Genomic DNA, 20,785 nt, shown 5'->3' with positions numbered 1-20,785 from the left:
CGGCGCGGGTTGGGGCCGTCTGTGGTTGTAAACGCGCGGGCCGTTTGCGTCAATGCGGGCGCAGCGCGGATTGTTCCTGTGCAGGCGTTTCCTGCGCCCGGCGACGCGCCAGCAGACGGTTGCCCGCAAGACCCGTGAGCAGGGCCAGCAGGCCGCTGGCGGCGCAGATCAGGCCCAGGGGCACAGCGGTGTCCGGGCCGCCCAGCCCCACCAGGGGGGAAGAGGCGGCTCCGGCCAGAAACATGGCCACGCCCAGCAGCCCCGAAGCCGTGCCCGCACCCACGCGCTGGGCCTCAATGGCCAGGGTAAAGGCGCAAGGCATGGTCATGCCCTGCAGCACCAGCATGGCGTAGAGGCTGGCCATGATGGGCAAAGGCGAGGCGGGCCGCAGCAGGGTTACGGCCAGGACCGCCAGGCAGGCCACCAGACGCAGCCAGTTGCCCACGTTGAGCAGGCGCATTTCGCCCCGGCTGCGCGCCAGCCGCCCCGTGATCAGGGCCATGATGGTGACGCTCAGAGCGTTGCCGCCGAAAATAAGGCTGTAGCCCGTGGGCGAGATGCCGTACATGCCCTGAAAAACAAAGGGCGAGGCGGCCACATAGCCGAAGAAGCCGCCCATGGTAAAGCCCTGCATGCCCACATAGCACATGAAGGCCGGGTCGCGGCAGAGAGCGGCGGTGGCCTGCAGGCTGGCGCGGGTGCCGCCCTGACGGCGCAACTTGGGGGGCAGGGTTTCGGGCAGGCCGAAAGCGCAGAAGAGCAGCAGCGCCACGCCCATGCCGGTCAGAAAGATGAACACCCAGGGCCAACCGCCCAGCCCGGCCAGCGCGCCGCCCAGCACGGGCCCGGCAATGGGGGCCACGCTGTTGACGGCCATGAGCAGGCTCATGAAGCTGGTGAGCTCTGGTCCGCGAAACAGGTCGCAGGCCACGGCGCGGGAAAGCACAATGCCGCCGGCTCCGCCCAGGCCCTGGGCAAAGCGCAGGGCAATGAAGCCGTGCCCCGACCGGGCCGCCACACAGCAGGCCGAGGCCAGGGTAAAGAAAACCAGGGCGCAGAGCAGGGGGCCGCGCCGGCCTGTGCCGTCGGAAAGGGGCCCCACAAAGAGCTGGCCCAGGGCCATGCCCAGCAGACAAGCCGTGATGGTGAGCTGGGTGGCTGCCGTAGAAAGGGAAAGGTCCGCCCCCATGGCGGGCAGGCTGGGCAAATAGGTATCGGTGCAGAGGGGGCCGAAGGCCGCTAACATGCCCAGCAGCACCGCCAGGTACAGCCGCCGCCGGCGGGAGAGCCGGGCCCCCGCCCCCACTACCAGTTCGTCTTCCGTAAAGCGCATGGCAAATCCTGATTAAAGGCCAAAGAAAGATTGTCACTGCTGCGGGGGTGGGTGTCAATGCCGGGTATTGGGGGAGGCTTTGCCGCGGTTGCCGTCGGCTTTTCCTCAAAAAAGGCTCGCGTCGCTTGAGGAAAAAGTTTTTTGCAGTTCCCTTTCCCCCACAAAATCCCTCTTTTCCCCCAGGTTTCGGCCTCTGGCCTGTGCGGGCCGCCTGTGCTACCGTGCCCGCATGATTGATTACGCACAAGCCCTCAATGAGGCGCAGTACGCGGCGGCCACCAGCGGCGACGGCCCCACCCTGGTGGTGGCGGGCGCGGGCAGCGGCAAGACCCGCACCATCGTGTACCGTCTGGCCTGGCTGGCGGAGCGGGGCGTATCGCCGGAGAGCATGTTGCTGCTTACCTTTACGCGCAAGGCCGCACGGGAAATGCTGCACCGGGCCGGGCTGCTGCTGGGGCAGGGGCTGGCCGGGGTGCAGGGCGGCACGTTCCACGCCTTTGCCTACGGGGTTTTGCGCCGCTGGCGGCCGTCCTGGCTGGGCGACCGGCCTTTTACGGTCATGGACGCGGCGGACATCACCGCGGCCGTAAAGCAGTGCAAGGAGGCCCTGCGGCTGGGCAAGGGGGATCGCTCCTTCCCCAAAACGCAGAGTATTGTGGGGCTGCTGAGCAAGGCCAGGAACAAGGAACAACCCCTGGACGAAGTGCTGCGGCGTGAGGCCTTTCATCTGCTGCCGCACGCGGAATCCCTGGCGCTGCTGGACACGGCCTATACGGCCTACAGGCGGGAAAAGGGGCTGCTGGATTACGACGACCTGCTTTTTGAGCTGGAAGCCCTGCTGCGGGAGAACGCCCTGGCCGCCGCGGCCCTGCGCGAGCGTTACGGGCATATCCTGGTGGACGAGTATCAGGATACCAACCTGGTGCAGGCCCGTCTGGTGCGGTTGCTGGCCGGGGAGAGCGGCAACGTCATGGCCGTGGGTGACGAGGCCCAGTCCATTTACGCCTTTCGCGGCGCCAATGTGCGTAATATTTTGGATTTTCCCAAGCTGTTCCCAGGGGCGCGGGTCATCCGCCTGGAAGAGAATTACCGCTCCACCAAGCCCGTGCTGGACGTGGCCAACAGCTTGCTGGCCCACGCGGCGGAATCCTTCCGCAAAAAGCTGTTTACGCGCAGACAGGGCGGCGCGCCCGTGCGCCTGATCACGCCCCTGAGCGACCTGAGCCAGGCCCGGCTGGTGGTGCGGCGCATTGAAGAATTGCTGCAGGAGCATCTGCCCCACGAGATTGCCGTGCTGTTCCGGGCGGGCTTCCATTCGTATCAGCTGGAGCTGGCCTTGAACCAGGCCGGGGTGGCCTTTCGCAAGTACGGGGGGCTGCGCTACACTGAAGCCGCGCACGTCAAGGACGTCATGGCCTATGTGCGTCTGCTGCTCAACCCTCTGGACCTGCCCGCCTTTGCCAGGATGGCGGCCCAGCACCGCGGCATCGGCCCCAAGACCGTGGAAAAGCTCTATACGGCAACGGCCCGCGGCGACGCCAAGAATGTGGAAAAAGCCTTTGCCCGCTTTCCCGCCCTGCTGGAGGACATGCGCTTTGTGGACAGCCTGCGCGCCGCGCCCCAGACCCCGGCGGCCACGCTGAACGCCGTGCTGGAGCACTACCGGCCCCGGCTGGAGACCCTGTACCCCGAAGACTGGCCCCGGCGGCAACAAGGCCTGGAAGAAATTGTGCAGATGGCCTCAGCCTATACGGAGCTGGACCTCTTTGTGGCGGATCTGGCCCTGGAATCGCCGGAAGAGGAGGGCGACGACGGCGAGGGGCGGGTGACCCTTTCCACCGTGCATTCGGCCAAGGGGCTGGAGTGGAATGCCGTGCTCATTATTGATTTGGTGGAGGACCGCTTCCCCTCCCGGCATGCCCTGGCCCGGCCCGAAGATTTTGAGGAAGAACGCCGCCTGATGTACGTGGCCTGCACCCGCGCCCGTCAGAGTCTGGACCTCTACGTGCCCGCCGCCCTGTACAGCCGGGCCGAGCGGGGCAACCAGCACGCCAGCCCCAGCCCTTTTGTGCGTGAGCTGGCCCCCGGTCTGGTGGAGGAATGGGTAGAGGGCTTTGGCGGCGTACTGCGCCGCCGTGAGGCCGGCGGTGCGGGTTTTGGGCGCAAGGCCTCCGGCGAGGGGCTGTTGGCTCCGGCCGCGGCCTTGGGCCTGCGCAATCACGGGGCCGAACCTCCGGCCGCCGCCTGGGACGACTGCCAGCTGCCGCCGGAAGAGCGCGCGCCCGCGCCTGCGGCAACGTCCGTGGAGCCTGCCGCCGCGCCGGAGGCTTCGGGGACAGCTTCTGCGGCCGCAGGCGCGCTCTGCTACTGCCGCCACCGCATTTTCGGGCGCGGCAAGATCGTGAAGGAACTGCCGCCGGACAAGGTGCAGGTTAATTTTCCCGGTTTCGGTCTCAAGGTTATTTTGCGCGAATATCTGCTGCTGGAGGGTTGAGATGCACGCCTCCCTTTCCGAAGACGGCATTCTGGGCCTGCTGGCCCGCCACTTTCCCGCCACCCATCCTTCCCTGCTGCTGGGGCGCGGCGATGACTGCGCCATCCTGCGGGCGGGGCGCCCCTTGTGTGTGAGCAGCGATCTGTTTCTGGAGGACATCCACTTCCGCCGTGCTTATTTTACGCCGGAGGACACAGGCTACAAGGCCCTGGCCGTCAACGTGAGCGACATAGCCGCCTGCGGCGGCCGACCTTTGGGCTTCAGCCTGTGTCTGGGGCTGCCCGCCTGGGCGGACGCGGCCTGGCTGGACGCGTTTTTTGCGGGCATGGCCGGGCTGGCCCAGGAACGGCAGATGGTGCTGGCCGGTGGCGACCTTTCCCGCTGCGAACGGCTGCACATTTCCGTCACGGTCTGGGGCGAGGCCGTGGAGCCGGGCGGCTTTCTGGTGCGCGGGGGCAGCATGCCGGGGGACAGCCTGTTTGTGGTGGGCCGCCTGGGGCTGGCCCGCACGGGCCTGCAGGCCCTGGAGGCTCAGGGCCGCGCCGCTCTCGACGCCTGGCCAGCCGCCTGCGCTGCCCATCTGCGCCCCTGGCCGCAGGTGGACGCGGGGCTCATGCTGGCGCGGGCGGGTTATAACGCCCGGCCTCCGGCCCTTATGGACCTTTCTGACGGCTTGCTGCGCGATCTGCCGCGTCTGCTGGGGCTCACGGGCGAGCAGAGCGTTACCTGCACAGACCGCTGCGCCTGCCTGGGGGCGGAAATCGTTTTGGCCCGGGGCCAGCTCCATCCGGAGGTGGTGCGCTACGCCGCACAAACGGGCAGAAATCCCGTGCACGAGGCCCTGAACGGCGGCGAGGACTATGCCCTGCTGGGCTCCTGCGCGCCGGATATGCTCCCGGCCCTGCACGCGGCCATCCCCGGCCTGACCAGCATTGGCGTGGTCACCTCCGGGGGGCGCATTCTCTGTAATAACGAACCGGTAGAGGCTCTGGGGCAGGGGTTTGACCATTTTGCCGCCGCAGGCTCTGGGGCCTGAAAACCGCTTGCGGGGCGCGGCAGCGCCTTTCCGTCGGCGGCCCTGACGGGCGGCCCGGCAAGATGAAAACGCTTTACGGCCGTGTGAGGGCAAAGGGGCGCGTTCATGAGCACGACGACACAGTGCAACATCACCATGCCGGTTTACAACCGTCCGGCCATGACCCTGAAAAATATTCTGAACCTGCGCGGCAAAACCCGCACGTCCATCCCTTATGTACTTACGGTGGTGGACAACGGCAGCGAACCGGAACTGCGTCGCAGGCTGCTGGATCTGCACCGCGAAGGGCTTATCCACAATCTGTTTCTGTTGCCGCGCAACATGGGCATTTCCTGCGCCTGCAATCTGGGCTGGCGGGCAGTAGACGCGCCGTTCTACATAAAGTTTGACAACGACATGCACATTACGGCCCCGGATTGGCTGGACCGGCTTTTTCGCCTCTATGCGCGCGTGGAGCCCCGGTCTACCCTGGGACCGTCGTTTTCGCCGGAAGAGGTGCGCAGGCAGCCGCATCTGCGCTGTGAGGACGGGGAGCTGGGCATTTGCGTCAGCAATCTGTGTGGGCAGTGCCTGATGGTGCCGCGGGCCGTTTCGGACATCCTGGGATATTGGAGCGAGGACTACGGCCTTTACGGCGCTGAGGACGGGGACTACGGGCTGCGCATGCGGTGTGCGGGCTTTCCGCAGTACTATTACTATGCCGCGCCGTTGATGGAACACCAGGGCACGAACCCCAGGGACTATGACCTCCGTCTGCTGGACAAGGGGCGTGAACACAGCCGGCTTTTTGTGGAAGAAGATGGGGGGGTGGGGCTGTTCAGCCTGAACGGCTATCTTTATAACATCTGCGCCCGCAGCTGTCGGACGCCCCTGCGCTACCGCGTGCTGGACGTTACCCGCAGCCATGAGGTGATCTTGGGCGAAGACCCGGCATACGCCCCCGTGGCGCGGGCCCTGCGCCTGTCGCGGGAACTTGTGAACAAGGAATACGCCCGTTCCGGCAACGAGGGCGTTATCGGCGACGCATTTGTCAGGAAGATAAAGCGTCTCTGGGAAGACTGCGGCCAGGGCTGCAGCACCATCCTTCAAGAAGGCCGGGCATGAGCGCCGCCGTAAACCCTGTCCGTCTGCCGGACTACGCCGTGGAGCAGCTGCGCGCGGTCTGCCGGGACGCCTGGCTGCTGGGCCTGCTCTGCGGCTGCAACGGCAATGTGAGCCTGCTTTTGCCCGCTGCGGCGGTCGCATCCTCGCCGACGGAAGCGGCCCCGGTCCTGTGCGGAGCAAAAACGCCCGAAGGAAAAGAGCCCGGAGCAAAAATATCCGATGCAGATGAAGCCGCCGCAAGCGGGGCGGCCCCCAGGCCTGTTGCCGCGCCGGTCGGGCGCATCTGCATCACCCGGTCGGGCGCGGCCAAGGGGCGGCTCACGGCGGCGGACTGCTGCCTTATGGACGCGGGCACAGGGGGTGTGCTGCTGGGCGGCCCGCCTTCCAGCGAGAGCGCCATGCACCTGGCTGTGTACGCGGCCAGGCCGCGCTGCAGAGCTATTGTGCACGTCCACCCGCGCCATCTGTTGGCCCTGAGCCTGCGTTGCCCGCCAGAGGCCATGTTGCGGTTGCCCCTGTTTGAGGCCGATGTCTGGCGCGCCAGGCTGGGCTTTGCCCCGGCCTTGCCGCCGGGCGGCGCGGAACTGGCCCAGGCCGTGGGCAGGGCCGCCGCCGAGCGTCCGGCCGTGTGGATGGCCGGGCACGGCCTGTGCTGCGCCGGGGAAGACCTGACCGGGGCCCTGGCCCTGGCCGAAGAACTGGAGCACCTTGCGGCCATGCAGCTGCTTACTTTGGACAAATAACGTTTGTTCCGCTGCCCGGCGTGCGTAAACAGCCCGCCCCAAGGACGGAACGTCCCTTGGGGGCGGGCCCCTGGGTGCTGCCCCTGTAACGACAATCCCGCTATTTTTTGTCCGCGCCCTGCTGCGGCAGGGGCGCTTTTTCCAGTTCGGCCCGGATGGCGGCCTTGAGGTCTTCGCCGGCTTCGGGGCTGTGCAGCCCGGCGCTGAGCTGAGCTATGCCGCGCTCCGGCTCGTCCAGATAGTACAGATAGAGCACACCCAGGCTGTAGCGCACGGCGGCATCGTCCTTGAGGGTGAGCACCTTTTCCAACGTGGCGGCGGCTTCCTTGTGGCGGCCCTGGTTGTGCTGCACCACGCCCAGCAGGTAAAGGGGGCGGGGATTGTTCACATCCAGGGTGATGGCGCGCTGGGCAAAGGTTTCGGCGGCTTCCCAGTTTTGGACGGTGACCAGATGTTCCACCAGGTGGATCATGGCCTTGCTGTCGCGCGGATTTTCAGCCACCTGGCGCATAAGGTCGCCAATGGCGGCCTGGCCGCTGTCGCGGGCTGCGGGGGCGGGTTGACGGTTTTCCACGGTCAGGTGGGGGTGCTCAAAGCGGTCCTTGAGCGAGATGCCCAGCATGACCAGCAGGCCCAGGCCCAGAAACAGGGCCAGGCCGCGGGCGCGGCGCGCGCTGTAAGGGGTGTCAGTCATGGTCGCACAGCTCCAGTTGGGTCAGGCGGAGAGCCAGACGACGCTGGCGCGCCGCCAGAAAGGCCAGATACGCGCCAAGCCCCGCCCACACGGCGGCGTTGGCCAGGATGATCCAGGTCAGGGTGTCCATAGGGGTGTTCTCCAAATCGGGCGTCAGCCGTGCAGACGGTTGACGGTGAGAGCCTCCAGGCGGGCCGAGAGGTCCAGCTGGCGTTTGCGGGTCCAGACCAGCCCGGCCCAGAGCAGGCCGAAAGCGGCCACGCAGGTCATGGCCGTGAGGCGCATTGCCGGGTCCAGTCCGCCCCCTTCGCTGGCAAAGACGGCAGGGTGGATGGAGCGCCAGATGCGCGCGGAAATAAAGACCAGAGGCACGTCCAGAAAGGCCGCCACGCCCACCACGGCGCAGACCGTGGCCCGGCGCTGGGGCGGCAGATCCAGCCCGCGCAGGACCAGATACCCGGCGTAGACAAACCACATGATCAGGGTGGTGGTCAGGCGCGGATCCCAGGTCCACCACACTCCCCAGGAGCGTCGCGCCCAGAGCATGCCCGTGACCAGGGCCAGCCCGCTCAGCAGTACGCCCACCTCGGCCGCGGCGGCGGCCAGCCGGTCCGCGCCGGGACGCCGCCGCCAGAGGTGCGCCACAGAGGCGAGAAAAACCACAAAAAAACTGATCAGCGCCCACCAGGCCAAGGGCAGGTGGACGTAAAAAATTTTCTGCACCAGGCCCAGGGTGGCTTCCACCGGGGCGTAGGCAAAGATGAGCCACTGGCAGACCGCAAAGGCCACGCCCCCCAGCAGGGCCAGCGCCTGGGGCCATGACGAAAATTTTGGCATCAGTCCTCCCCCGCGTAGATAAAGCCGAACAGCAAAAGTCCCGCCCCCAGAAAAACGGCGTCAAAAGCGGCGGCCAAGCCCAACCAGAGGCCGGGACCGTCCGGGGCGGGCGCGCCCAGGGTCTGCGCCCCCACGCTGATGCCTGCCAGCAGAAGCGGCGTCAGCAGCGGGAAAAGCACAATGCTGAGCAGCGATTCGCGTGCGGCCTGGCCCTGGGCCAGGGCCCCCAGCAAGGAGCCCAGAGCGCACATGCCCAGATCTGTCAGGACCAGGGCGGCCAGAGCGGGGAGCAGCGCGCCGCTCACTTCCTGCCCCAGAAAAACCACTGCGGCGGGCAGAAAGACCAGTTGCGCCAGGACCAGCAGCACCAGGCCCGCGCAGCCCTTGCCCAGCCATACGGCCTGCACGGGCGCGGGGCAGAGCAGCAGGCCCAGGCGGGCGTTGCTGGCCTCCTCCAGGGCGTAAAGCTGGTTGAAGACCAGTACCTGACAGAAGGCCGAACTGAGCCAGAACACGGCGGCCGCGCCCTGGGGCGTCATGCGTTCGCCCACGCCCTGCGAGAGGCTGAACACGAAGAGCAGCAAAAGCCCCAGCAGCAGCGCCTGCACCAGGCCGCTGCCCCTGGCCAGCACCAGGGTCAGATCCTTGCGGCAGACGGCCAGGGTCAGGCGCAGCATGGGGGGCCTCCGGCAGGGCGGTCGGCGGTGGGGGCCCCCGACGCGCAGGGGCCTGCCGTGAACGCACCCGGCGTAAGGGCGTCTGGCGCAAGGGAGTTTGACGCGGCAAAGCCGTCGAATCCTGCAGGCGGGCCGTCAAAGAGCAGTCTGCCTTCTCCCAGGGCCAGCAGGCGGTCGGCCAGGGGCGCGTCGCCGGCCAGGTCGTGGCTGATGAGCACCACGCAGGCGCCGCGCGCCCGCGCGGTACTGATCTCCCGCCGCAAAAGGGCCAGGGAGGCCGCGTCCAGGCCCGTGCCCGGTTCGTCCAGCAGCAGCAGATCCGGCTCCTGCATAAGCACACGGGCCAGGTTCAGGCGCTGGGCCATGCCGCGTGAAAAAATCCCGGCCCGCTCCTGAGCGTGGGCCGCCAGGCCCACCCGCTCCAGGCAGGCCAGCAGATCCTGGCGGGAAAGGCGCAGGCCGTAGGCTTCACGCCAGAAGTTCAGGTTCTCCAGTGCGCTGAGCCCGGCATAGAGAAAAGTGCTGTGTCCCAGATAGCCCACGCGCAGGTCGTCGTCCTGACGCACCGCGCCCGCGCTGGGCTGCGCCAGCCCGGCCATGACGCGCATGAGCGTGCTCTTGCCCGCGCCGTTGCCGCCCACCAGCAGAGAAACGCTGCCCGCCGCAAAAGCGCAGCTCACGTTTTTGAAAACAACCTTGACGCCGTAGATTTTGGCGACGCGCGCAAGTTCCAGCACCGGACCACCCCGGACGGATCTGCGGGGGCGGCGGCATGCGGTCCGCCCTGCGCCCCTGCGCTCCGTCAGCCTCTCTGTTTGTGTCTCTGTCGCCGCACCGGGCCGGTCTGCGCCGTCCCCGGAGCGGGCTCCACGCGGCGCGCCCGCGCAACGACAGCGCGAATTCGCGCGGTTGCGGGCGGGAACGCCTGGGGTTCAGGCGGTCTGGCCGTCCTCCGGCGCGTCCGTGTCCTTCGGCGCGTCCGTGTCCTTCGGGGCGTCGCCGTCGGGGGCCGCGTTGCCGGAGCCTTGACCGTCGGCGCGGCCCTTGCCCCGGCGCAGGCCCAGGAGCGGCAGGAAGCACATGAGCGTGCCGCCGATCCACAGCCAGTTGACCAGGGGCTCCACACTGACCTTGACCACCACCCTGGACTGGCCGTCCAGGCCCAGCAGGGAGGCGTAGACCTCGTTGCCCAGGCCGGGGATGACGTCCACTTCAGAGAACTGCATGTTGCCGAATTTGTCGTAGAGGCGGCGTTCCGGCGCTACCTCGCCCACGGTCTTGCCGTTTTTGCTGACCTGCAGCCGCGCGGCGATGAAATCATAACCGGGGCGGCTGCCTTCCTGCAACTCCAGCAGGGTGGCGGTGTACGCGCCCACCGTGCCGGATTCGCCCTGGCGCAGGGCCATTTCACTGTCCTGGGTGTAGGGGCCGGAAAAGGCTATGCCCAGAGCCGCCAGGGCCATGCCCAGGTGCGCGCCCAGAGCTCCCAGGCTGGGAGGGTGCCGCCATACGTCCCGGCGGGCGAGCAGCACGCCCACGCCCACCAGTATGCCCACCACCGCAGCCGCGGCCAGCAGCGCCACGGACTGCCGGTAGCCCAGCAGCCAGATGCCCGCGCCGCTCAGATGGGCGGCCGCCAGCACAATCCAGAAGCTCTTTTTGTTGCGCATGCCGCCGCCCCAGCCCAGCCAGGGGCAGAGGGCCATGAGCACCAGCAGCGCTGCGCCCAGGGGCAGGCAGACGCGGTTGTAAAAGCGGGCGTCCAGCCCTTGCGGCGCGGCGGACCAGAGCTTGCTGATCACGGGCCACATGGTGGCCGTGAGGATGATCGCGGCCAGGGCCAGCAGCACCCAGGCCACCAGGGTAAGAAAGCCCTCGCGGCTGTACAGGCCGGCCAGGGGTTCGCCTTCGGCCGGGGCGGTCAGGGGCACCCAGAGGGCCACGGCCAGTCCGGCCAGGATAAAGCAGAGCAGGGGCGTGCCCACGCCGCCGTCGCCAAAGGCGTGTACGGAGTCGATGACGCCGCTGCGCACCAGGTAGGTGGCGAAAAAGGCGGACACGGTGGTCAACGCCATCATGGCCACATTGACGCGTGTGAATTTGCGGCGGCGGTCCTCCACAATAAGGGTGTGCAGTGAGGCTGTGGCAATGAGCCAGGGGATGAGAGAGGCGTTTTCCACCGGATCCCAGGCCCAGTAGCCGCCCCAGCCCAGTTCCATATAGGCCCACCAGGCGCCCAGCACGATGCCGGCGGTGAGGAAGATCCAGGCCAGGAGGATGCAGGGGCGGGCCACGCGAAACCAGGCCCCTTCCGTGCGGGCCTGGCCGGAAAGACTCTGGGCCAGGGCCAGACAGGCGGGCACGGTAAAGCCGCCGTAGCCCAGAAAGAGCAGGGGCGGATGAAAGATCATGCCGGGGTTCTGGAGCAGGGGGTTGAGGCCGTTGCCGTCGGGCGGGACCGGGCTTTGCAGCACAAAAGGGTTGCTCCAGGCCGTGAGCACCAGAGCAAAAAAGCCCATGATGACGTAAAAAAAGCCCCAGTACCAGAGTCTGGTGGGGCGGCTCAGGCCGTGGTAGGCGCGCGTACAGGCAAAGAGCGTGCCGCTCAGACCCACGGCCAGGGCCCAGAACAGCATGGAGCCGGGCTGCCCGGCCCAGAAGGCCGTGAGGCGGTAAAATACGGGCAGGATGCGGTCCGTATAGTGGGCCACATACTGTACGCTGAAGTCGTTCCAGTACAGGGCGTGCAGCAGCAGGGCCGAGGCCAGGGTCAGGGCGGCGCTGATGACCAGGTGGGCTTTTTCCACCAGGCGCAGGCAGTCATCGCGGCCCTGCCATAGCTGCAGCAGGGCCAGGCCGCCGCCGCCCAGCGCGGCCAGCAGTACGAGAAGCAGGAGAGCGAAGGCGAATACGTACATGAGAGTCCTTTGACGGGCGTTCCGGCCTTACGGCGCGCAAAAGAGCGCGCGCCCGGCCTCGGACGGACGCGGTATCGGGGGCACGGGGCGGCGGCGGGTCAGCCGCGCCGGTTTTCTTTCTGATACTTGGAAGGGCACTTGGTCATGAGAGTTTTGGCCTTGAAGCGGCCTTCGGGCCCCATGCCGCCTTCCACAATGACTTCGGCCCCAGGCTTGAAGGTATCGGGCACCACGCCGCTGTAGGTGACGTCAATGGTCTGGTGCACGTTGTCTTTGTCCACCAGGCGAAAGTCCACGCCGGGACCGGCGCTGTGCGGGGCAAGTCCGGCCTCGGCCACGGTGCCGAACAGACGAGCCGCGGTGAGCTTTTCGGGTGTGGCGGCCCTGGCCTCGGAAACATTGAGGAAGTAAACGCTGTTTTCGGCAAAGCCGGAGTACGTCAGATAGCCCACACCGCCCAGAAAGAGCAGCAGGGCGGCCACATAGATGCCGGTGTTTTTCTTACACGCCATGACTTCTCCTGCGCCGCGGCCGCGCGGCTTGCAGAGGGGAATGCGGCCTGCGGGTACGCGCATTACCCTACGGCATTTTGCGGTGGCTGACAAGATGGTAATTGTTCTTGTTAGGCTGTTTTAACCTTGCAATGCCTTGGCGGCTGCCTAGGCAAACGTCCGCGTAGGGGCGCAAGCACAATGTATTTGAGCCGTTAGAGGCGCCGTAAGCGTTGAGACGACACCTGCGCAAAGGGAACCTGCTCTGAAGATGTTTTTTGTTTAGGGCTGCCGCCGGCCGGAGCATACAAAGCGCTCTGGCTGACATATAACAGCTCAAATAAATTATATTTATATCTGTACAGCAATAACCGGGGTCTGCCCGCGCGGCTGTGCGTATTTTTATGAACCGTACTTTTGACGGCAAGGGGCCCGTTCGCAGGCCGTGCCCGCTGTCGGAGGCAGGTTGTGGTCGTGCTGTGAAGCATAGTAAAAAAATAAGGATAAAGGTGCAAGCCCGTTGGCCGTCGCAGGGGAACCTTTTCTTCGCGCTGGTTCGCCCCTTTGCGGCGACAGGGGGGGCGGCGTTTTCGCCGTCGCTTCTTTTTCGGGGTGGTTGCGCCTGAAGCCCTGCCATTTTATTGCTGTCTCACGAAGGCGCTTTTTTGTGGGCACTGCCCTCCCGTTCCAGCGCGTCCGGCGGCACGAAAACCGCGGCCTTGCGGCCTCCACTGTGCCCCGAAGCGCTACACGCTCAAGCCGCAAAACAGGTGCATATGGCTATGCAAGTTGATAATCCACTGAAATACATGGGTAAAAAGATTACAGCCTTTACTAATATGCTGGCTACCGTCACCCAGATGGATATAGAGATCGTGGACGCCGATCTGATCCGGCTGGKCGGCACGGGCGGCTATGCGGCCGGCATTGGCGAAAGCATTGAGGACGCCGGGGAGCTGTACTTTACAGCCATGCGTACCATGCGGACCATCTGCCTTGACAACCCGCGGGAGCACCCCATTTGCCGCGCCTGCCCCAACCTGCGCAATTGCCGGGAAATGCTCAATATCTGCTCGCCTATCGTGGTGGGGGGCAAGACCGTGGGCATTATTGGTCTGCTTTGCTTTTCGGAAGAGCGAAAAAAGACCGTACTCGCCAATAAGACATTTTACATGGAATTTCTGGAGCAGACCTCCCATCTGCTGGCCATGAACGCCCTGGAGCGCCGCTCTTCCCGTCAGGCCGAGCGCAAACTTGATATGCTCATGCGCGTGACGGATTCCAACCCGCGCATCATTATCGTGTTTTCCCGCGGAGGGCGGATCAGCTTCTGCAACGAAATGGCGCGCAAGGAGCTGGCCATTCCTGAAGACTACGAAGGGACCGGCCTGGAGCTGAGCAAAACAGGCAATACCGTGCTGGACGCCGATGAGTTTGTGGTGCGGCTGCCCCACAAGGAAGTAACCCTGTTCGGCAACCATATCTGGTTTGAAGACGGGGACGACAGCTTTGCCAATGTGCTGGTGGCGGAAAGCACCACCAGTTTTGCCGGGCGGCTGGGTGCGGATGGTCGGGCCGCGAGCGCCGTGGGAGCCGGAGTGGCCAGCATCATCGGTGAAAGCCCCGTGGTGGGGCAACTGAAAAAACGGGTCCTGCAGATAGCCGATTCCGTCTCCACGGTGCTGATCACGGGCGAGAGCGGTACGGGCAAGGAGATTTTCGCCAGGGCTATCCATGCTGAAAGCGACCGGCGCGACCAGCCTTTCATCGCCATCAACTGCGGGGCCATTCCCGGCCACCTGCTGGAAAGCGAACTCTTCGGCTATGTAAGCGGCGCTTTTACCGGGGCCAACAGGTCCGGCCGCATGGGCAAGTTTGAGCTGGCCAACCACGGCGTGGTCTTTCTGGATGAAGTGAGCTCCATGTCGCTGCACCTGCAGGTCAAGCTGCTGCGGGTGCTGCAGGACAGGAGTTTTACCCGGCTTGGCTCCAACAGGCTCATTTCTGTAGACGTGCGCATCATTGCCGCGACAAATGAGGATTTGCAGGCGCTGGTGGCGGAACGCATGTTCCGGGAGGATCTGTATTACCGGCTCAATGTCATCCCCATCCATTTGCCGCCGTTGCGGGAGCGGAAAAAAGACATCCCCCAGCTTGGGGAATTTTTTCTGAGCCGGTTTTGCACGTCGTTGGGCAAATGGCCCATGCGCTTGAGCCCGGCCATGGTAGAGAAGCTCCAGCACTATCCCTGGCCGGGCAATGTGCGTGAATTTCAGAACTGCATGGAATATATGGTCAATATTAATCCTGGCGGCGACCTGACCTGCGCCATGCTGCCCCGGAAAATCAGCGAGGCGGCCATGGCGGCGCACCATGACGCCCAGCGTTCTTTCCGCTTTCCATCCGGAGGAGGATCGGCATCGCCCCCGCCCGCCCAGGCAGCCCCCATAGTGCCTTTGCGGGAACTGGAGGAAAACGCCGTCCGGCAGGCCCTTGCCGTATACGGGGATACGGTGGAGGGCAAAAAACAGGCCGCCGCAGCCCTGGGCATTGGCGTTGCCACGCTCTACAGGAAGCTGCGCGCCATGCAGGGCGGATAAAACGGCCCCCGCTACGGGGCAACAGACGCCGGCAGGGGAAGACAGCTGCACGCCGTCTGCGTTTACCAGAATGATAAAATCGGGCCCTTCAGTCTTCTCATTTTGAGAAATTTCTCATAATGAGAAAATTGAAGGGCCGTTTTTATGGCTCGTAATTATATATAACAATGTAAAATAAAATGAAATTATCTTAAAATTGAAGGTTGGCACCTTCTTTGCTTTTTATACCGCAGCAACGCAAGTGGAGGAGTTCATGAAGTCAGTATCCTATATCATCAACGCCGGGAAAAAGCCTTCCCGGCAAGCCGCGGGGCTTGCGCCGTACAGCCTGGAGGAAGCCGCGCGGGCGCAGGCTTTTCACGAGAGTTTTGCCGAATACGCGCCCACCCCGCTGGTCCGGCTGCGGGCGCTGGCCGCCGATCTTGGTCTGGGTGGCGTTTTCGTCAAGGACGAATCCAAGCGTTTCGGGCTCAACGCCTTCAAGGTGTTGGGCGGGGCTTACGCCATGGGACGCTACCTGGCCGCGAAACTGGGGACGCCCATTGAATCGCTTACGCGTGAAAAACTCTGCTCTCCGGAAGTGCGGCAAAAGCTCGGCGACATCACCTTCGTAACCGCCACCGACGGCAACCACGGGCGCGGCGTGGCCTGGACGGCGCAGCAGCTGGGGCAGAAGGCCGTTGTCTTCATGCCCAAAGGCTCTGCGCGCGCTCGTGCGGAAAACATCCGCAAGACCGGCGCCACCTGCACCGTTACGGACCTCAACTATGACGATGCCGTGCGCCTGGCCAACCAGTATGCCGAGGCCCACGACGGCGTCATGGTGCAGGACACGGCCTGGGAAGGCTACGAGGACATCCCGCGCTGGATCATGCAGGGCTATATGACCCTTGCCCATGAAGCGGCGCAACAACTGCGCGAGTACGGCGTAGCCCGCCCGACGCACCTTTTTCTCCAGGCCGGCGTGGGTTCCTTTGCCGGTGCGGTGCTGGGGTACTTTGCCGCCAGACTGGGCGAGGAGACGCCGGTCACCACCATTGTGGAACCGCGCCTGGCCGACTGCATTTACGGCTCGCTCAAGGCTGCGGACGGCGCTCCCCACGCCGTTACCGGCCATATGCCCACCATTATGGCGGGGCTGGCTTGCGGCGAACCGAGCACGGTGAGCTGGAATGTCCTCAGGGACTACGCCACGGCCGCTTTGGCCTGCGACGACTGCATTGCCGCCAACGGCATGCGCATCCTGGCCTCGCCCCATACCGCCGACGCCCCCGTGGTCAGCGGAGAATCGGGGGCCGTCACCGTCGGCGCTCTGGAATACATCATGAAGCACGAGTCCATGGCCGGGCTGCGCGAGGCCCTTGGCCTGAACGCCCGGTCGCAGGTGCTGCTTGTCAGTACCGAGGGCGACACATCGCCCGAAATGTACCGCAATATCGTCTGGTACGGACAGCATCCCTGCCAGGAAGAGGAGTAATGCCAATGCTGAACAATGAAGATAAAAAGCGCGTCCGCGACCTTTGCGTGGATCTTGTGCGTACCCCCAGCCTTTCCGGCCAGGAAAAGGATGTGGTGGAGGTTTTGCGGACCTTTATGACCTCTCAGGGCTTTGACGATGTGGTGGTGGACGAATACGGCAGCATCATCGGGACCATCAAGGGCAAGCGGCCCGGAAAAACCCTTTTGTACGACGGGCATATCGATACCGTGCCCGTGCCGGACCCCAGCGTGTGGACGCACGACCCCTTTGGCGGCGAAGTGACGGACGGCAAAATTTACGGCCGGGGCACTTCGGACATGAAGGGCGCAGTGGCCGCCATGGCGTGCGCGGCGGCCAGGTTTGCCCATGACACGGGCAAGGATTTTGCCGGTGAAATCTGCGTTTCCGGCGTGGTGCACGAAGAGTGCTTTGAGGGCGTGGCGGCGCGCGCCATCAGCCGTCGCGTCAATCCCGATGTGGTGATCATCGGCGAGGCTTCGGAACTGAATCTCAAAATCGGCCAGCGCGGCCGGGCCGAGGTGGTTCTGGAAACCTTCGGCGTACCCGCGCACTCGGCCAATCCGGACAAGGGCGTCAATGCCGTGCTTTCCATGGTGCGGCTTATCGACGGGTTGAGCCTGATCCAGCCCAAGGTGCAGCCGGTGCTAGGGGCGGGCGTTTCTGTGGTGACCGACATCATTTCGACCCCTTACCCCGGCGCTTCCGTGGTGCCCAGCCACTGCCGCGCCACCTGCGACAGGCGGCTGCTGGTGGGCGAAACCCCCGAAGACGTGCTGCTGCCGTACCGGGAGGTCATTGCCKGGCTGCAGGGCGCGTCCAAGGATTTCAAGGCCAAGGCGTCCTATGCCTCCGGCCGGGAAAACTGCTGGACCGGCAATGTCATTGAGGGCGAGCGTTTTTTCCCCGGCTGGCTGTTCGATGAAAACGAGGACTTTGTGCGCAAGGCTCTGGAGGGCCTGCGCGGGGCCGGACTTGAGCCTTCCATTTCCCACTATTCGTTCTGCACCAACGGCAGCCACTACGCCGGTGAGTGCGGCATAAAAACCCTGGGCTTTGGACCTTCCAGAGAAAATCTCGCGCACACCATCGACGAATATATTGAAGAAAGCCAGCTGTATGCCGCCACGGCAGGTTATGCGGCCATCAGCAAGGCGCTGCTTGCGTAAGCGCGACAGGCCGCAATTTGGCCCGGGCCTGACCGCGCCGTGGCCCTGCGACGGATTCCATGCCTGTGGGGGGCGGCGCCCGACCGCTTCCCACAGGCGTCCGGAGCGCCGTCGCAGCCGTGGCGGCGCAGCTGACGCAACGGTTTTTTAGCCGGTTATCGGAGGATGCGTGTTTATGGCGGGCAAAGCCGCCGTGAATATTTATTAAAAATATTCCCAACTTATATGGATTGGGGGGTTTATGCAAGCTGGTTCCGCTTCAAAAGGGTTTTGGCGAGTTCGCTACACGGTGCTCGGCATTATGCTGACGGCGTGGCTGTTTTCCTTCCTCGATCGCATGGTCATGGGCATTGCGCTGCCCTATATCGGCGCGGATTTCAATCTTACCAACGAGCAACTGGGGCTCATCATGAGCGCCTTTTTTGTAGGCTATGCGCTGTTTCAGATTCCCGGCGGGCTGTTGGCCGACAAGTTCGGCCCGCGCAAGGTCATGGCCGGGGCCATTACCTGGTGGTCCGTGTTCACCAGCATGACGGGCCTTGTTTTCTCTCTGCCCATTATGCTGGTGGTGCGCTGCGTGTTCGGCATCGGCGAGGCGGCCTTTCCCTCGGCTTCGTGGAAGACCATAGCCACCTACTTCCCCTCCAGTCAGCGCGCCACAGCCACGGCCATCCAGTCCTGCGTAAACGCGCTGGGCCCGGCCCTGGCCACCATGGCGGCGGCCAGCATCATCAGCATGTTCGGCTGGCGGCACGTCTTTGTGGTGCTGGGCCTTCCCGGCCTGCTCATCGCCCTGGCCCTGTACCTGTATGTGCGCAACGACCCCAAGGACCACCCCGGCATGAGCGCCGAGGAGCTCAAAGAGCTGGAGGAGGACCCCGGCATTGTTTCTCTGAGCGCCTCCGGGCAGGAAAAACCCACCTTCGGCCAGCTTATGCGCCAACCCATCCTCTGGCAGATGGTCATCATCTGGTTTGCCTTTGACATCACCTACTGGGGCTTTGTGAGCTGGCTGCCCTCCTACCTCATCAAGGGGCGCGGCTTTTCTCTGGCCGAGTTGGGCCTTCTGGGCTCCCTGCCGTTTTTTGTGGGCACTGTGGCCCTGATTATCGGCGGATTTTTTTCCGACAATCTCAAGGCCAAGGGCGTGCACAGAAAATGGATTTTTATTCCCACCTGCGCCATTGCGGCCATTGCCCTCTATGTCACGTTCAAGGCTGAAACCGTTACCGGCAGCGTAACGGCCCAGTGTGTGGCGGCCTTTTTCCTTTTCCTGGCTTTTGCAGCCTTCTGGGGCATTGTGGTGGATTCCATTCCCCCGGCCATCATGGGCGCGGGGTCGGCCACGGTCAATTTTGGCGGGCAGATGGCCGGCATTGTGGCCGGCTGGGCCGTGGGCAAACTTATCGACCTGAACGGCGGTTCGTTTGAGTGGGCTTTCTTTTTCCTCATGGGCGGCACCATCCTGGCCCTGCTGGTGGCGCTGACCATCAAAAACGAGAAACCCGCAGCGGCAAAATCCTGATCGGCCTTTTGGCACATCACGGAGGATACCATGAAAACATTGATCAAAAATGGCATGTTGATTGACGGCACGGGCGCTCCGGGAACGCCGGGCGACCTGCTGATGGAAGGTGAGCGCATTGTGGCCGTGGGGCGGCTGGAATCGCCCCACGCGGACGTGGTGGTGGACGCCGCAGGGCTTGCCGTGGCCCCCGGCTTTATCGATACCCACAGTCATTCTGATCTGGAAGTCTTTAAGGAGCCGGAGCTGGCCCCCAAGCTGCGGCAGGGCATTACCACTGAAATTCTGGGCCAGGACGGCATTTCCATGGCCCCGCTGCCGCAGCAGTTCATCAGCCCCTGGCGCAAAAACCTTGCGGGACTGGACGGGGACAAAGATGACCTGGACTGGACCTACGGCACAACGGAAAACTATCTGAATCTGCTGGAAAAAAACGGGTCGGGCACCAACCTGTGCTACCTGGTGCCCCACGGCAATGTGCGCATGGAGGCGCGCGGTCTGGGCAGCGGCGTGGCTGATGCTGCGGAATTGCGGCGTATGTGCGAAATTCTTGCGCGGGAACTGGAGGCGGGGGGATTCGGCTTTTCCACTGGCCTCATTTATATGCCCTGCGCCTATGCGGACACGCGCGAAATGGTGGAAACCTGCAAGGTTGCCGCAAAATTTGATGTGCCCTTCGTCATCCACCAACGCAGCGAAGCTGACACCATTGTGGATTCCATGCACGAGGTCATCAACATTGGGCGCGATTCCGGGGTGAAGGTGCATTTCTCGCACTTTAAGCTCTGCGGCAAAAATAACGCGCACCTCTTCCCGCAGGTCATTGCGCTGCTGGAGCAGGCTAAAAAAGAGGGCATCCGGGTTTCGTTCGACCAGTATCCCTATGTGGCCGGCAGCACCATGCTCGGCGTCATTCTGCCGCCGTGGGCGCACGACGGCGGCACGGACAAGCTGGTAGAGCGCCTGGGCAATGCCGAAGACAGAAAACGTATGGTCCACGATATTACCCACGGCATCCACGGCTGGGATAACTTTGTGGCTTTTGCCGGGCTGGACGGCATCTTCGTCACCAGCGTAAAAACAGCGCGCAATACGGATGTAGTCGGCAAAAACCTTGTGCAGTTGGGCGAAATGCGCGGCAAAGAGCCGCTTGAAGCCACCTTTGACCTGCTGCGCGAAGAAGAAAACGCCGTGGGCATGGTGGACTTTTACGGGCTTGAAGAACACGTCAAAACGCTCATTGCCCGGCCTGAAATGAACGTCTGCACCGACGGCCTGCTGGGCGGCACGCCCCATCCCCGCGTGTACGGAGCCTTCCCCAGAGTTCTCGGCAAATACGTGCGGGAAGAAAAGGTGCTGCCGCTGCACGAGGCCGTACGCAAAATGACCGGCAGACCCGCCGCCGTGTTCGGCATTGAGGGGCGCGGCGTGCTGCGCCCCGGCAACTACGCCGATATCGTTGTTTTTGACCCCGCGACCATCATTGACAAAGGCACCTTTACGGAGCCGCGTCAGTTCCCCGACGGGATCGCGCACGTCTTTGTCAACGGCGCGCATACGGTCAACGGCGCGAACCTGGATACAACGGCCCTGGCCGGTAAGGTGCTGCGTAAAAAATAGGTTTCGCCGCAGAGGCTGAAGCCGCAACCATACGCGCGGCCGCTCG

Annotated in this window: 17 protein-coding genes; 9 read left to right on the top strand and 8 right to left on the bottom strand. The window is 64.3% G+C overall.

The features are described 5' to 3' along the window. Positions 1 to 49: 49 nt before the first annotated feature. Positions 50 to 1,333, bottom strand: coding sequence for a multidrug effflux MFS transporter (locus EB812_RS08885; RefSeq protein WP_118230122.1), 1,284 nt, complete (start codon positions 1,331 to 1,333; stop codon positions 50 to 52). Positions 1,334 to 1,562: 229 nt separating this feature from the next. Here EB812_RS08885 and EB812_RS08880 point away from each other — a divergent pair, with 229 nt between their 5' ends. From EB812_RS08880 to EB812_RS08865, 4 genes are all read left to right on the top strand, one after another. Beyond that, positions 1,563 to 3,827: an ATP-dependent helicase gene (locus EB812_RS08880; protein WP_118230170.1), complete on the top strand. Its 2,265-nt coding sequence runs from the start codon at positions 1,563 to 1,565 to the stop codon at positions 3,825 to 3,827. Position 3,828: 1 nt separating this feature from the next. After that, complete coding sequence (gene thiL / locus EB812_RS08875; protein ID WP_118230123.1) at positions 3,829 to 4,863, top strand: thiamine-phosphate kinase; 1,035 nt, start codon at positions 3,829 to 3,831, stop codon at positions 4,861 to 4,863. A 105-nt stretch (positions 4,864 to 4,968) separates the two neighbouring features. Further along, positions 4,969 to 5,967 carry a glycosyltransferase gene (locus EB812_RS08870; RefSeq protein WP_118230124.1) on the top strand — a complete coding sequence of 333 codons (999 nt, stop codon included), beginning with the start codon at positions 4,969 to 4,971 and terminating at the stop codon, positions 5,965 to 5,967. After that, positions 5,964 to 6,710, top strand: a complete 747-nt coding sequence (locus EB812_RS08865) for a class II aldolase/adducin family protein (protein ID WP_130958114.1) — start codon at positions 5,964 to 5,966, stop codon at positions 6,708 to 6,710. The genes EB812_RS08870 and EB812_RS08865 overlap by 4 nt, the downstream gene beginning before the upstream one ends. 100 nt (positions 6,711 to 6,810) lie before the next feature. On the opposite strand, the gene EB812_RS08860 is transcribed toward EB812_RS08865, so the two are convergent. From EB812_RS08860 to EB812_RS08830, 7 genes are all read right to left on the bottom strand, one after another. Continuing rightward, positions 6,811 to 7,404, bottom strand: coding sequence for a hypothetical protein (locus EB812_RS08860; protein WP_118230126.1), 594 nt, complete (start codon positions 7,402 to 7,404; stop codon positions 6,811 to 6,813). After that, positions 7,397 to 7,534, bottom strand: coding sequence for a CcmD family protein (locus EB812_RS08855; protein ID WP_118230127.1), 138 nt, complete (start codon positions 7,532 to 7,534; stop codon positions 7,397 to 7,399). The genes EB812_RS08860 and EB812_RS08855 overlap by 8 nt, the downstream gene beginning before the upstream one ends. 23 nt (positions 7,535 to 7,557) lie before the next feature. After that, positions 7,558 to 8,241: a cytochrome c biogenesis protein gene (locus EB812_RS08850; RefSeq protein WP_118230128.1), complete on the bottom strand. Its 684-nt coding sequence runs from the start codon at positions 8,239 to 8,241 to the stop codon at positions 7,558 to 7,560. After that, on the bottom strand, positions 8,241 to 8,918 hold the full coding sequence (locus EB812_RS08845) for a heme exporter protein CcmB (protein WP_118230129.1): 678 nt from the start codon (positions 8,916 to 8,918) through the stop codon (positions 8,241 to 8,243). Before EB812_RS08845 ends, EB812_RS08850 begins: the two co-directional genes overlap by 1 nt. Then, entirely contained in the window at positions 8,906 to 9,655 is a 750-nt protein-coding gene (locus EB812_RS08840) for an ABC transporter ATP-binding protein (RefSeq protein ID WP_118230130.1), read from the bottom strand. Before EB812_RS08840 ends, EB812_RS08845 begins: the two co-directional genes overlap by 13 nt. A gap of 195 nt (positions 9,656 to 9,850) precedes the next feature. Then, positions 9,851 to 11,836 carry a heme lyase CcmF/NrfE family subunit gene (locus EB812_RS08835; RefSeq protein ID WP_130958113.1) on the bottom strand — a complete coding sequence of 662 codons (1,986 nt, stop codon included), beginning with the start codon at positions 11,834 to 11,836 and terminating at the stop codon, positions 9,851 to 9,853. A 98-nt stretch (positions 11,837 to 11,934) separates the two neighbouring features. After that, positions 11,935 to 12,348, bottom strand: a complete 414-nt coding sequence (locus EB812_RS08830) for a cytochrome c maturation protein CcmE (protein ID WP_118230132.1) — start codon at positions 12,346 to 12,348, stop codon at positions 11,935 to 11,937. 755 nt (positions 12,349 to 13,103) lie between these two features. Here EB812_RS08830 and EB812_RS08825 point away from each other — a divergent pair. The 5 genes from EB812_RS08825 to EB812_RS08805 all read left to right on the top strand — a co-directional run bounded on the left by EB812_RS08825 (position 13,104) and on the right by EB812_RS08805 (position 20,739). Continuing rightward, on the top strand, positions 13,104 to 14,927 hold the full coding sequence (locus tag EB812_RS08825; RefSeq protein WP_242621255.1) for a sigma-54-dependent Fis family transcriptional regulator: 1,824 nt from the start codon (positions 13,104 to 13,106) through the stop codon (positions 14,925 to 14,927). 253 nt (positions 14,928 to 15,180) lie between these two features. After that, positions 15,181 to 16,404: a diaminopropionate ammonia-lyase gene (dpaL, locus tag EB812_RS08820; RefSeq protein WP_130958112.1), complete on the top strand. Its 1,224-nt coding sequence runs from the start codon at positions 15,181 to 15,183 to the stop codon at positions 16,402 to 16,404. Positions 16,405 to 16,409: 5 nt separating this feature from the next. Further along, complete coding sequence (locus tag EB812_RS08815) at positions 16,410 to 17,594, top strand: YgeY family selenium metabolism-linked hydrolase (RefSeq protein WP_130958111.1); 1,185 nt, start codon at positions 16,410 to 16,412, stop codon at positions 17,592 to 17,594. A gap of 301 nt (positions 17,595 to 17,895) precedes the next feature. Further along, the gene (locus tag EB812_RS08810; RefSeq protein ID WP_207287351.1) at positions 17,896 to 19,119 is read left to right on the top strand and encodes an MFS transporter; all 1,224 of its coding nucleotides are present in this window, start codon (positions 17,896 to 17,898) and stop codon (positions 19,117 to 19,119) included. 30 nt (positions 19,120 to 19,149) lie between these two features. Further along, positions 19,150 to 20,739: an N-acyl-D-amino-acid deacylase family protein gene (locus tag EB812_RS08805; protein ID WP_118230136.1), complete on the top strand. Its 1,590-nt coding sequence runs from the start codon at positions 19,150 to 19,152 to the stop codon at positions 20,737 to 20,739. Positions 20,740 to 20,785 lie beyond the last annotated feature (46 nt).

It is taken from the genome of Desulfovibrio legallii, assembly GCF_004309735.1.
In the GTDB taxonomy this organism is placed as follows: Bacteria; Desulfobacterota; Desulfovibrionia; order Desulfovibrionales; family Desulfovibrionaceae; genus Desulfovibrio; species Desulfovibrio legallii.
This window is presented reverse-complemented; position numbering and strand designations above follow the sequence as displayed.